Genomic DNA, 13776 nt, shown 5'->3' with positions numbered 1-13776 from the left:
AAAATGCTCGCCTCAACTTAATTCTACTGGTAGTGAGCAAATGGAACTCTTATGCCCAGCAGGTAACCTACCTGCTTTGAAAACCGCCATTGATTGCGGTGCGGATGCTGTCTATATCGGATTTAAAGACGATACCAATGCCCGACACTTTGCAGGTCTTAATTTTGCGGGTAAGAAGCTCGATCGTGCCGTGCAATACGTGCATGACCGCAACAAGAAAATTCACGTTGCCTTAAATACTTTTGCTCACCCAAATGGCTTCGAACGATGGACTAACGCCGTAGACAACGCCGCAGCACTGGGGGTTGATGCGCTGATCATTGCAGACATCGCGGTGCTCGAATACGCGGCCAATAAATACCCTGACTTAGAACTGCACCTATCAGTTCAAGCCTCTGCAACCAATGCGGCGGCTATCGACTTCTACCACAAGAACTTCAATGTAAAGCGTGTGGTATTGCCTCGCGTATTGTCGATTCATCAGGTCAAACAGCTTTCTCGTAATATCACTTCTGACGTTGACCTTGAAGTATTCGCCTTTGGTAGCTTGTGCATCATGGCAGAAGGCCGTTGTTACCTCTCTTCCTACATGACAGGCGAATCACCCAATACAGTTGGTGCTTGTTCTCCAGCTAAATACGTTCGCTGGCAAGAAACAGAAACCGGCCTAGAGTCTCGCTTGAATGAAATCCTTATCGATAAGTATGAAGCAGGTGAGAACGCAGGTTACCCAACGCTGTGTAAGGGTCGTTTTGAAGCGGATATCGATGGTGAACGTAAGCGCTATCACGCACTTGAAGAGCCGACTAGTCTAAACACGCTATCCATGTTGCCTGAGCTTTTCGCGGCCAATGTTGCCTCAGTGAAGATTGAAGGTCGCCAACGCAGCCCTGCTTATGTTGAACAAGTGACTCGTACTTGGCGCGCTGCTATCGATCGCTACTTAGCGAATCCTGAACAATACCAAGTAGAACAAGCTTGGAACGCGACACTGGCAAATGTATCTGAAGGTACACAAACCACGCTTGGCGCTTATCACCGTAAATGGCAATAGAGCCAAATGGAGAACTCAATGAAATACGCATTAGGCCCTCTACTTTATTTTTGGCCAAAACAAGATGTTGAAAGCTTCTATGAGCAAGCGAAATTAAGCTCTGCCGACATCATCTACCTAGGTGAAGCCGTGTGTTCAAAGCGTCGTGAGATGAAAGCAAAACACTGGATGGATATTGCCAAAGAGCTGTCGGCTTCAGGCAAGCAAGTCGTACTTTCCACCATGGCATTGCTAGAAGCACCAAGCGAAGTCAACATCATGAAGAAGTACATTGATAACGGTGACTTTGCGATCGAAGCCAACGACGTGTCTGCGATTCAATTAGCAAGCGAAAGCAAAGTGCCTTTTGTGGTTGGCCCGGCGGTTAATACCTACAATGCACGCACTCTGAACCTGTTCTTGAAACAAGGTATGACGCGTTGGTGTATGCCTGTTGAGCTTTCTCGCGAATGGCTAAGCAACGTAATGACACAGTGCGAAGATCTTAATATCCGTAATAAGTTCGAAGTAGAAGTATTTAGCCACGGCTACCTACCACTTGCTTACTCAGCGCGTTGCTTTACCGCTCGCGCGGAAAACAAAGCCAAAGACGATTGCGAAACTTGTTGTATCAAATACCCAACAGGGCTACAAGTCGAAAGTCAAGAAGGCCAGTCGGTATTTAACCTTAACGGCATTCAGACACAATCGGGCTACTGCTACAACCTAGTTAACGATCTACCGAACATGCATGACCTAGTCGATGTGGTTCGTTTAAGCCCACTCGGCATCGATACCTTCTCTGAAATTAATAACTTCAGAGCGAACGAGCAAGGTCAAAAACCGATGAAAATTGAAAGCCGCCAATGCAACGGTTACTGGCATCAACTCGCAGGTTTAGACGTTAAGAACATCTAGTTCCTTAAATTAGAATAATCAGTAACAGATACAAAAAAGGTCTAGCATTCGCTAGACCTTTTATCATTCAGTTTAAGAAAAACGATCTACGCCGTCGCGGTTTCCAGCGGCGCAGCATCGAGCTTCTTTACGTCTTTGTAGAGCATGATCATAACAACTACACTTAACGCGATATTGGACAATGGATACGCAATCCAGATCCCCGGCACACCGTACAACTTAGGCATAATATACAAGAAAGGTAATTGGATAAGCATGTTACCTATCGTCACAAACATCGCCTTGCTGCCCTTGTTCACCGCTTGATAGTAAGCACCCGCTACGACTAAGAAGCCATCAAGAGCCAGTGCAAACATGTGTAGTCGAACACCCAACACGGTGTACTCAACTAGCTGAGGTTCATCTGAGTTAAATACTGACACAAACTCACGTGGGAACGCGTTCAAAAGTAGCACGAACGCAACACCGATCAATACTGAACTCATCATCGCAATCTTAAGTAACTTACGAATGTTCGCTTGATTACGCGCACCATGGTTGTAACTCACTAATGGTTGCATGCCGTTTGCGATGCCTTCAGCAGTGAGGTAGTAAACCGTCACGATGTAGCCCAAAATCGCATAAGCACCAATCATCAACTGGTCGCCATACTGGGAGAACAACGCATTGTGCAGCGCCACCATCATCGAACCATAAGCGTACATAAAGAAGCTTGATGTACCAATCGAGAAGATTTGTGGAATCACATCAAGTTTCAGTCTCAATTCATTCCAGCGTAAACGAAGGTTTGCTCGATGCGAGAAAAAGTAAGCTAAGCCAAGTGCAGTCACTACAAACTGGGCAATCGCTGTTGCTAATGCTGCGCCCATCAACTCCCAACCATATAGAGCGATGAACAGGTAATCGAGTACGATATTAATTACTGCGCCAACGATCATCAGTATCGTTGCTAGATTAGGGCTGTCGTCGTTACGCAGTAAAAACGGCATCGCGATCGAACCCAAAGTGAAGACACTAGCACCAATCAGGATGTGTAAATATTGCAGGCCGAGTTCGTACACACGTCCTTCTGCACCCTGCCAAAATAAGAAATTGTCGGCGAACAAAAACAACACTGCAGAAACAATAGGCGTTATCGCTAGCAACAAGGTTAAACCTGTTGCTAAGATCTGCTTAGCGCCTTGAGTATCTTTTTCACCTTGGTGAATCGAGACAAGCGCCCCCGTACCCACGCCTACTAGCATACCAATACCGAGGATCGACCCAATAACAGGCCACGCGACGTTAATACCCGCAAGTCCATCGGCACCTACATAACGACCAATGAAAATGCCATCTACCACTTGGTAAAGGCCATTAACTAACATAGCTGCTACGGTAGGAATTGTGTATCGCCAGAATTGACGACTAATTGAGTTACTCATTTCTTACTCTACTTTCATTAGTGAGCCACCTATCAATATGACGCGACTCAAATTAGTTAACAAGGCTAACTAAATATCTAAATTGTTTACTTCAAAGCTTTGTATAACAGCTGGTTTAATTGTAAGGATTCCTGTTCAGACAAACGACTTTCTAATATTTGTGCCATTACCTGGTAGATCTTACTCTCTTCTTCCAACCCCACTTCTGCCTTATCGGTCAAAATGACCAATTTAGATCTCGCATCCTCAAGCGAAGCTTTGCGTTCGACGAGGCCTTTTCTTTCTAACCTTTGAACCATGGTAGTCGCTGAAGGTTTAGTAACCTGCATCTCAACCGCAAGATCTGTTAGCCTAATAGGTTCTGGCGACGCCTGAATGACCTTCAAATAATCGTACTCATTGAAGCTCAATTGACAGATAGGATCTTCATTAACTTGAGTTCGCCATATCTTAGAGGCGAAGCGTTCAATCTTTTCTAAATTCTGGTTCAGCATACTTACCCAATCAAAGCATTGCATTTAGTTAGCAAGGCTAACTATTTTAATACTGTGTAATTAAAAAGCAATCGAAATGAAATAGGACATATAAAAAAACCGCTGACAGGCAGCGGCTTCTTAAATTTCTAATATGTATTTTATTTAGCTTTGGCTTCTTCTTCAGCTTCTGCCAGTTTAGCGGCTGCTAGTTTAGACTGCGCCAAATGTTCTGCTTTAAGCGTGCTAAAGATACGGCTTAACTCTAGGAATGAATAGCGATGTTCAACGTATTCATATACGTTAAAAGATACCGCTAGCTTGTACAAAGAGATCGCATTCGCGTAATCACCATTCATGTGGTAGCGCTTAGCAAGGTAGAAGTAAGTCTCTGTTAGGCGCTGTGCAAGTAACGTGTTATCACGAGTACCCGTTAAGATCGCCTTAAAAGCCTGCTCTTCAGTAATATCGTCAAGCATGATCGCAACTAATACCCATCCCCACTGCTCATCACGGCTCTCGTAACGCTTTTGCAAATCAAGCTTGGCTTGCTCTGGAGTGAGTTCATGCTGAATGATATAAAGCCACAGAGCGCGAAACGGATCGCTAGGATCATCGGCGTAGTGCTTCATCATCTCTTCATTGGCTAAATCATAGCGCTCGCCATAGTAGAGTGCGATAGAGCGATTTCGTTCTGCATATGAGTTTGCAGGATCAAGCTCTAACGTCGAATCAAAAGACTCATAAGCGGCATCAAACTCCCCTACTTGCGTAAAGTAAACACCCAAAAGGTTGAAGATATCAGGTTGAGCGGGGTTCAATGAAAGAGACTGATTGAAATCAAGACGTGCTAAATCACGCAGGCCAACGCTGTCGTAGTAGTTACCACGTTCAAACAGCATTTTAGCTCGAACTTCATCGTTCAGATCTGGGCGCTGTAATAACTGACTAAGGCGTGCAATTTGAACTTCTTGTTGAACACTTGGTTGCAGTGGCACTGCCATTGGTGGATAAACCCAACGAGAGGTGTTATCTGATGTTGTCGCACAACCAGTTAGTACAAGCAGTAAACACATACTCGCGGTTTGAAACCATTTCACAAATAATTACTCCTGTTATGACCGCAATAAAAAAGGGGAGCGATATGCTCCCCTTTATAACATGCTTTTTTACCAATGGGTTAGAAATCACTAAAAAGCGATATTCCCATCAATACGCTAAGAATTACTCAGCAGCAGGTGCTTCGCCTTCAGCTGGTGTTTCAACTGCTTCTTTCATGCTTAGACGTACACGGCCTTGACGGTCAATTTCAAGAACCTTAACAGGTACTTCTTGACCTTCAGTTAGGTAGTCAGACACTTTCTCAACGCGCTTGTCAGCGATTTGAGAGATGTGTACTAGACCATCTTTACCTGGAAGGATAGTAACGAATGCACCGAAGTCAGCTAGACGAGCAACTTTACCTTGGTAAATGCGGCCAACTTCAACTTCAGCAGTGATCTCTTCGATACGACGGATAGCTTCTTTAGCAGCTGCGCCTTCAGTAGCAGCAATCTTAATCGTGCCATCGTCTTCGATTTCGATTGTAGTACCTGTTTCTTCACAAAGAGCACGGATAACTGCGCCACCTTTACCGATAACATCTTTGATCTTATCAGAGCTGATTTTCATTGTGTGGATACGTGGAGCGAATTCAGAGATATCTTCACGAGCACCAGAGATAGCTTCATCCATTACAGAAAGGATGTGCTTACGTGCACCTTGCGCTTGGTTAAGAGCAATTTGCATGATCTCTTTAGTGATACCTTCGATCTTGATGTCCATTTGAAGTGCAGTGATACCAGCATTAGTACCTGCTACTTTAAAGTCCATGTCGCCTAGGTGATCTTCGTCGCCAAGAATGTCAGAAAGAACAACGAAATCGTCGCCTTCTTTAACAAGACCCATTGCGATACCCGCAACAGAAGCTTTGATTGGAACACCAGCATCCATAAGCGCTAGAGATGTACCACATACAGAAGCCATTGAAGAAGAACCGTTAGATTCTGTGATTTCCGATACAACACGAACTGTGTATGGGAATTCATCAACAGAAGGCATTACAGCTTGGATACCACGTTTAGCAAGCTTACCGTGACCAATTTCACGACGCTTAGGAGAACCAACGAAACCAGTTTCACCTACACAGTATGGAGGGAAGTTGTAGTGTAGAAGGAAGTTATCTTTCTTCTCACCCATTAGGCTATCGATGATTTGTGCATCACGTTGTGTACCAAGCGTTGCAGTAACAAGTGCTTGAGTTTCACCACGAGTGAATAGAGAAGAACCGTGTGTACGTGGAAGAACACCAGTACGTACGTCTAGCGCACGAACCATGTCTTTTTCACGGCCATCGATACGTGGGTTGCCAGCAATGATGCGGCTACGTACTACGTTTTTCTCTAGAGAACCAAGCATGCCGCGGATTTCGCGCTCATCTAGGTTTTCGTCTTGTGCAATTAGAGTTTCAACAACGTCGTTCTTAATTGCGCCAACTTGCTCGTAACGAGCCATTTTCTCAGTGATCTGGTACGCGTCAGATAGACGAGTTTCAGCTTGCTCAGCAACTTTAGCTTTAAGCTCAGTGTTAACTGCTGGCGCTTCCCAGTTCCAAGATGGAGTTGCAACTTCAGCAGCAAACTCGTTGATCGCTTTAATTACAACTTGTTGTTGGTCGTGACCGAAAACAACAGCTGAAAGCATCTCTTCTTCAGATAGGTTATCTGCTTCAGATTCAACCATTAGCACTGCGCCTTCTGTACCAGACACAACTAGGTCTAGTTTAGAGTTTTCAAGCTCAGTATTTGATGGGTTAAGAACAAGTTCGCCATCGATGTGGCCAACACGTGCAGCACCGATAGGACCATTGAATGGTGCACCAGAGATAGCAAGTGCAGCAGACGTTGCGATCATAGTGATCATGTCTGGGTTTACGTCAGGGTTGATAGATACAACCGTAGCGATAACTTGAACTTCGTTTTTGAACGCACTTGGGAAAAGTGGGCGAATTGGACGGTCAATCAGACGAGCTGTTAGTGTTTCGCCTTCAGAAGGACGACCTTCACGCTTAAAGAAGCCACCAGGGATTTTACCCGCAGCGTATGTACGCTCTTGGTAGTTAACTGTTAGAGGGAAGAAATCTTGACCTGCAACAGCTTCTTTCTTAGCAACAACAGAAACGAATACTGATGTATCGTCCATAGTTGCCATTACAGCAGCAGTAGCTTGACGTGCGATTACGCCCGTTTCTAGAGTAACGGTGTGATTACCGTACTGGAACGATTTTACAACTGGTTTTTCAAACATTGTATATCCTTAGCTCTAAAGTCATGACTTTAGATTAAGTGAATAATGACTCAAGATATTACCAATCGCGACTAGTGAAAAGGGACTCGAGATAGTGTTTCTTTGTATGAATTCATACGCCGAATTAGGACCAAATCCGCCTTTGAATAGTCGCGACCTATTGGCCGACATCTGTGACTGTAATCTCTTGAGAAGGTTGATTGCCAAACGTGAAAACGCTATAGGCGGGCGTAGTATAAACTATTTTTATTAGGAGATATATTTCCTATCAGAAAAAGCCAGGTGATATTCTAAGCATCCGGTCTGCCATTTTCTTACAGGCACAAAAAAAGGAGCATAAATGCTCCTTTTCTTCAAACTGTCTTTGCAGACATCGCTATTAGCGACGTAGGCCTAGACGCTTGATTAGGTCTTGGTAACGAGCAAGGTTTTTGCCTTTCAAGTAATCAAGAAGCTTACGACGGCTAGAAACCATACGTAGTAGACCACGACGGCTGTGGTGATCGTGCTTGTGTGCTTTGAAGTGACCTTGTAGGTGGTTGATAGAAGCAGTAAGTAGTGCTACTTGTACTTCTGGTGAACCTGTGTCGCCTTCAGATTGTGCGTATTCTGCAACGATTGCTGCTTTAGTTTCTGCATTCAGAGACATAATTCTCTCCTGATAAGAGTAAGTTTATATTTGTAGCAGCCAATCTCTGATTCAGCCGCTACGCGAGCCGAGGATTATAGGGAAGTTTATGAATTGGTGCAATAACAATCGAACGCCTTAAAACGAAAAAAGCGAACCACTAAATGAAAGGGCTCGCTTTCTTTATCAATTGTTGGCCCTTAAGGACGAACGACTAATATTCTGACTCGATTTAAACGCTACGCTTGTGGCTCTTCATCTCTGAAAACCACCAAGCGCTTAGGTGCAACTCGGCCATCTTCTGCAATCTGAGCAACGCCAACAAACAGCTTTTCTTCACCACTTGTCATACGAACCGTGCCTTCAGTTGGTGCACCAGAAACCTGAACTGGCATGCCGTGCTGAACTAGGTCAGTCAGTTCCGCGTTCAAATTCACTTCTGGTAAGTCTTCTACGGCAGTGTCCATTGGCATCAGAAGTGGATCAAGCAGCTCTTTTGGTGCAATTTCTTGCGCTTGTGCTTGCTCTAGGATCTCGTTTAACTGCTCCAAAGTCACCATACGTTCATAAGGGTACTTTGCTACACCAGTACGACGAAGCATTGTCACGTGAGCACCACAACCTAGCATTTCACCAAGGTCATCGGTAATTGTGCGAATGTAAGTGCCTTTCGAACAATGCACTTCCATTTCAACTTCATCACCTTCAAAGCGAAGCAATTCAATAGAGTACACAGTGATCTTACGAGACTCTCGAGGTACTTCAATACCTGCGCGAGCGTATTCGTACAAAGGCTTACCTTGATACTTCAATGCCGAGAACATTGATGGGATCTGGTCGGTTTCACCCTTAAAGCTTGCAATGCAACGTTCAAGTTGTTCTTGAGTCACATTCACTTCACGAGTTTCAACCACTTCACCATCAGAGTCAGAGGTGTTGGTACGCTCACCAAGCTTAGCGATTACTACGTAGCGCTTATCAGAATCTAGAAGAAACTGAGAAAACTTCGTTGCTTCACCAAGACAAATTGGCAGCATGCCAGTCGCAAGAGGATCCAGAGCACCTGTGTGCCCTGCCTTCTCTGCAAAGTAAATACGCTTTACTTTTTGCAGTGCATCATTAGATGAAATACCAGTAGGCTTATCTAACAGAATTACCCCGTTAATAGGGCGACCTTTACGACGGCGAGCCATTACTCTTCGTCCTTAGACTGAATTTCGTCAGTGCGGCCAGCTTCTTGCTGCTTACGCTTATCGTCGCTTAGAACTTCACTCACTAGGTTAGACATACGCATGCCTTCTACCAATGTGTTGTCGTAAGTAAAACGTACTTCAGGCGTTAGACGGTGGCGAATGCGCTTACCAAGAGCCATACGAACTGGCACTTCATGCTCTTTAAGAGCAGCAAGGCACGATTCAGGCGTTTGCTCGCCGATACATAGGAAAGTAACGAATACTTTTGCGTATGCAAGGTCACGAGACACTTCTACGTCTGAGATCGTTACCATACCAATACGTGAGTCACGAACTTCACGTTGTAGGATAAGGGCAAGCTCTTTTTGAAGCTGCTGAGACACACGCTGTGTGCGGCTAAATTCTTTTGACATTTTCTTTTCTCACTTAGAAAGATGGGGGGCTTGGTAATTACCAGCCCCCCATGGTGTATTCAACAACCGATTACTTATTACCATTACTAGTAATGTTAGTAACCTTAGTCAATATGTCGAGTCCTACTGACTGATTAGTCTAGAGTACGTTTAACTTCAACAATTTCGAATACTTCGATCTGGTCACCAACGCGAACGTCGTTGTAGTTCTTAACGCCGACACCACACTCGTAACCATTTTTAACTTCTTGAACGTCATCTTTAAAGCGACGAAGTGACTCTAGTTCACCTTCGTAGATAACAACGTTTTCACGAAGTACACGGATTGGGTTGCTACGCTTAATTGTACCTTCAGTAACAATACAACCAGCGATTGCGCCAAGCTTAGGTGACTTAAATACGTCACGAACTTGTGCAAGACCAATGATCTCTTGACGGAATTCAGGAGCAAGCATACCGCCCATCGCCTGTTTAACTTCGTCAATCAGTTGGTAGATGATTGAGTAGTAACGTAGATCTAGGTTTTCGTTCTGAACCGTACTACGCGCAGTTGCGTCAGCACGAACGTTGAAACCAAGGATGATAGCGTTAGAAGCCGCTGCAAGCGTTGCATCAGTTTCAGTAATACCACCAACACCAGAGCCTACGATGTTCACTTTAACTTCGTCAGTTGACAGTTTCAGTAGAGAATCAGCAATCGCTTCTACAGAACCTTGAACGTCAGCTTTAAGTACAACGTTAAGTTCAGCAACTTCACCAGCCGTCATGTTCGCGAACATGTTCTCTAGTTTCGCTTTTTGTTGGCGAGCTAGTTTAACATCACGGAATTTACCTTGACGGTAGTTTGCAACTTCACGCGCTTTACGCTCATCACGTACAACAGTCGCTTCGTCACCTGAAGCAGGAACGCCAGAAAGACCTAGAATTTCTACAGGGATAGATGGACCTGCAGTTTCAATGTCTTTACCGTTTTCATCACGCATTGCACGAACACGACCGTACTCTTGACCACAAAGAACGATATCGCCTTTGTTTAGAGTACCAGACTGTACTAGTACTGTTGCAACTGGACCACGACCTTTATCAAGACGAGATTCAACAACAACACCAGATGCCATGCCTTCTTTAACTGCTGTAAGCTCAAGAACTTCAGACTGAAGAAGGATTGCTTCTAGAAGACCATCGATGTTTGTACCCTGTTTTGCAGAGATGTGAACGAAGATGTTCTCGCCGCCCCATTCTTCAGGGATAACGTCGTATTGAGCTAGCTCATTCTTAACGTTGTCTGGGTTTGCACCCTCTTTATCGATCTTGTTCACAGCAACAATCAGAGGAACACCTGCCGCTTTCGCGTGCTGGATTGCTTCGATTGTTTGTGGCATTACGCCATCGTCTGCTGCTACTACTAGGACAACGATATCTGTCGCTTGAGCACCACGAGCACGCATAGCGGTAAACGCCGCGTGTCCAGGAGTATCAAGGAACGTGATCATGCCGTTATCAGTATCTACGTGGTAAGCACCAATGTGCTGCGTGATACCGCCAGCTTCGCCAGAAGCAACGTGTGCTTTACGAATGTAATCAAGTGTTGAAGTTTTACCGTGGTCAACGTGACCCATGATAGTAACAACAGGAGCACGACCCTCAGCCGTTGCATTGTTGTCACGGTCAGCTAGTACCGCTTCTTCAAGTTCGTTTTCTTTACGTAGGATAACCTTGTGGCCCATTTCTTCAGCAACAAGTTGTGCTGTTTCTTGGTCAATCACTTGGTTGATAGTCGCCATAGCGCCCATCTTCATCATTACTTTGATAACTTCAGTTGCTTTAACTGACATTTTGCTCGCCAGTTCAGAAACAACGATAGTTTCGCCGATAGCAACGTCAGATTTAGCAACCGTCGCTGACTTATCGAAGCCTTGCTGCATTGAAGTTGGTTTAGCAAGCTTACCTTTACCGCCACGACCACGTTGGTTACGACCGCCACGGTTGTTTGCTGGTTGGTTAGCAGGAGCTGCTTTCTTCTTGCGACGACGAGGTGCTTTCTCGTCTTTCTTATCTGCCGCATCTTCAGCTTCACGAGCGTAAGTAGAAGTAGTCACATGGTAATCCGCAGATTTCTCTTGCTCTTTCTTCTTCTTCTCTTCTTCAGACCAACGTTCTTGGTTCTCTTCAGCTAACTTACGAGCTTCTTCAACAAGCTTAGCTGCTTCAGCTTCTGCTTTACGAGTTGCTTCTTGCTCTTGACGAGCTTTAAGTTCATCCGCTTCTTTTTTCGCTTGTGCGTTAGCGTCTGCATTTTTTGAATTCATGTCTTTTTTAGCCTTTTCAGCTTGTGCGCGTTGAGCCTTCTCTTCAGCATCACGTTTTGCATCCGCTTCACGTGTTACTTTTTCTTCGGCTTCGCGCTGTGCTTTCTCTGCAGCATCACGTTTCGCTTGCTCTTCAGCATCGCGTTGTGCTTTCTCTTCCGCTTCACGATTAGCTAGTTCCTCAGCTTCACGTTTCGCTTCATCTTCAATAGTGCTGCGCTTCACGTAAGTACGTTTTTTACGTACCTCTACTTGAACATCCTTACTCTTACCGCCTCCAGCAGCAACACTTAACGTGCTGCGGGTCTTGCGCTGAAGAGTTAAACGAGTCGGTTCTGTTTCACCAGAAGTATCACCATGCTCCTTTTTTAGGTGCGTTAGCAATGTTTGCTTCTCTGAATCAGTCACTTGATCCGACCCTGATTTCTTCATGCCTGCATCAGCAAGTTGTTCAATTAAGCGGTCAACTGGCGTACCAATCTCTTCACTCAGTGCTTTAACTGTTAATTGTGTCATACCGCTTTCTCTCCTTGCTGAATTATTCTTCGTCGCCGAACCAACAGATGTTACGCGCAGCCATAATTAGCTCGCCTGCACGCTCTGCAGTTAGGTCTTCGATGCCTTCTAGTTCATCAACGCCTTGGTCAGCTAGGTCTTCCAATGTCGCAACGCCTTTTGCTGCTAGCTTGTAAGCCATTTCACGCTCAAGACCTTCAAGTGCAAGTAAGTCTTCAGCAGGCTCAACACCGTCGAAAGTTTCTTCTTTCGCTAGCGCTAGAGTAGTCAGTGCGTCTTTTGCGCGGTTACGTAGTTCTTCAACGATACCTTCGTCTAGACCGTCTACTTCAAGAAGCTCGTTCACAGGAACGTATGCTACTTCTTCAAGCGTAGAGAAACCTTCTTCAACAAGCATTTGAGCAAAGTCTTCTTCGATGTCTAGGTGCTTCATGAAGTTTTCAATAGAAGCAACAGCTTCTTCTTGGTGCTTCTTCTCAAGATCAGCAACAGTCATCACGTTCAGTTCCCAACCAGTTAGTTGAGAAGCTAGACGTACGTTTTGACCACTACGTCCAATCGCTTGTGCTAGGTTATCCGCTTCAACAGCGATATCCATAGAGTGTGCATCTTCATCAACGATGATAGATGCAACGTCAGCAGGAGCCATAGCGTTGATTACGAATTGAGCCGGGTTATCGTCCCAAAGAACGATATCGATACGCTCACCGCCAAGATCGTTAGAAACAGCTTGTACACGAGCACCACGCATACCAACACACGCACCAACAGGATCGATACGTTTGTCGTTTGTTTTCACAGCGATTTTAGCACGAGAACCAGCGTCACGTGCAGCACCTTTAAGTTCAATTAGCTCTTCACCAATCTCAGGCACTTCAACACGGAATAACTCAGCTAGCATTTCTGGCTTCGAACGAGTAACAAAAAGCTGGAAACCACGAGCTTCTGGTTTAACTGCGTAAAGAAGACCACGAACACGGTCACCTGGACGGAAGTTTTCACGAGGAAGTTGGTCATCACGAAGGATTACCGCTTCAGCGTTGTTACCTAGGTCTAGAATAACGGTATCACGGTTAACTTTCTTAACTGCACCAGTTACTAGCTCGCCTTCGTTATCAATAAACTGTTCAACGATTTGAGCGCGTTCAGCTTCACGTACTTTCTGTACGATAACTTGCTTAGCCGTTTGAGTCGTAATACGGTCAAACGTTACTGATTCGATATCATCTTCAATGAAACCGCCAAGTTCGATCTCTGGGTCATCGTACTTTGCAGCTTCAATAGAGATTTCTTTTGTTGGGAATTCAACTTCCTCAACAGCTTCCCAACGACGGAAAGTTTCGAAATCACCCGTTTTACGGTCGATTTCAACACGAACTTCGATTTCTAATTCGCTTTTCTTTTTTGTTGCCGTTGCAAGCGCGATTTCAAGCGCTTCAAAAATACGCTCACGAGGAACTGCTTTCTCATTAGAAACAGCTTCTACTACCGCCAAAATTTCTTTGTTCATTAATCTAGCCTCTT

11 protein-coding genes are annotated in these 13776 nt (G+C 44.9%); 2 read left to right on the top strand and 9 right to left on the bottom strand.

Annotated elements, in window-relative coordinates:
- The first annotated feature begins 40 nt into the window (after positions 1–40).
- Complete coding sequence (locus tag SJY39_RS04565; protein ID WP_016767827.1) at positions 41–1054, top strand: peptidase U32 family protein; 1014 nt, start codon at positions 41–43, stop codon at positions 1052–1054.
- 18 nt (positions 1055–1072) lie between these two features.
- Complete coding sequence (locus SJY39_RS04560; RefSeq protein ID WP_016793797.1) at positions 1073–1951, top strand: U32 family peptidase; 879 nt, start codon at positions 1073–1075, stop codon at positions 1949–1951.
- A gap of 86 nt (positions 1952–2037) precedes the next feature.
- On the opposite strand, the gene SJY39_RS04555 is transcribed toward SJY39_RS04560, so the two are convergent.
- From SJY39_RS04555 to nusA, 9 genes are all read right to left on the bottom strand, one after another.
- On the bottom strand, positions 2038–3375 hold the full coding sequence (locus tag SJY39_RS04555; protein ID WP_016787795.1) for an MATE family efflux transporter: 1338 nt from the start codon (positions 3373–3375) through the stop codon (positions 2038–2040).
- Between the two features lie 86 nt (positions 3376–3461).
- The gene (locus tag SJY39_RS04550) at positions 3462–3869 is read right to left on the bottom strand and encodes a MarR family winged helix-turn-helix transcriptional regulator (RefSeq protein ID WP_010436149.1); all 408 of its coding nucleotides are present in this window, start codon (positions 3867–3869) and stop codon (positions 3462–3464) included.
- A 140-nt stretch (positions 3870–4009) separates the two neighbouring features.
- Positions 4010–4948, bottom strand: a complete 939-nt coding sequence (nlpI, locus tag SJY39_RS04545) for a lipoprotein NlpI (RefSeq protein ID WP_010436147.1) — start codon at positions 4946–4948, stop codon at positions 4010–4012.
- Between the two features lie 124 nt (positions 4949–5072).
- Positions 5073–7193 (bottom strand): polyribonucleotide nucleotidyltransferase, encoded by a 2121-nt coding sequence (gene pnp, locus SJY39_RS04540; RefSeq protein ID WP_010436145.1) that lies wholly within the window; start codon positions 7191–7193, stop codon positions 5073–5075.
- 379 nt (positions 7194–7572) lie between these two features.
- Complete coding sequence (gene rpsO, locus SJY39_RS04535) at positions 7573–7842, bottom strand: 30S ribosomal protein S15 (protein WP_010436144.1); 270 nt, start codon at positions 7840–7842, stop codon at positions 7573–7575.
- Between the two features lie 218 nt (positions 7843–8060).
- Positions 8061–9014 (bottom strand): tRNA pseudouridine(55) synthase TruB, encoded by a 954-nt coding sequence (gene truB, locus SJY39_RS04530; RefSeq protein ID WP_010436141.1) that lies wholly within the window; start codon positions 9012–9014, stop codon positions 8061–8063.
- Positions 9014–9427 carry a 30S ribosome-binding factor RbfA gene (gene rbfA, locus SJY39_RS04525; RefSeq protein ID WP_010436137.1) on the bottom strand — a complete coding sequence of 138 codons (414 nt, stop codon included), beginning with the start codon at positions 9425–9427 and terminating at the stop codon, positions 9014–9016. Before rbfA ends, truB begins: the two co-directional genes overlap by 1 nt.
- Before the next feature lie 134 nt (positions 9428–9561).
- Positions 9562–12252, bottom strand: a complete 2691-nt coding sequence (gene infB, locus SJY39_RS04520) for a translation initiation factor IF-2 (RefSeq protein WP_010436135.1) — start codon at positions 12250–12252, stop codon at positions 9562–9564.
- Positions 12253–12274: 22 nt separating this feature from the next.
- Positions 12275–13762: a transcription termination factor NusA gene (nusA, locus tag SJY39_RS04515; RefSeq protein ID WP_010436132.1), complete on the bottom strand. Its 1488-nt coding sequence runs from the start codon at positions 13760–13762 to the stop codon at positions 12275–12277.
- Positions 13763–13776: the final 14 nt, after the last annotated feature.

Origin of the sequence: Vibrio sp. R78045, from assembly GCF_042466085.1 — a bacterium.
Lineage (GTDB): Bacteria > Pseudomonadota > Gammaproteobacteria > Enterobacterales > Vibrionaceae > Vibrio > Vibrio cyclitrophicus.
This window is presented reverse-complemented; position numbering and strand designations above follow the sequence as displayed.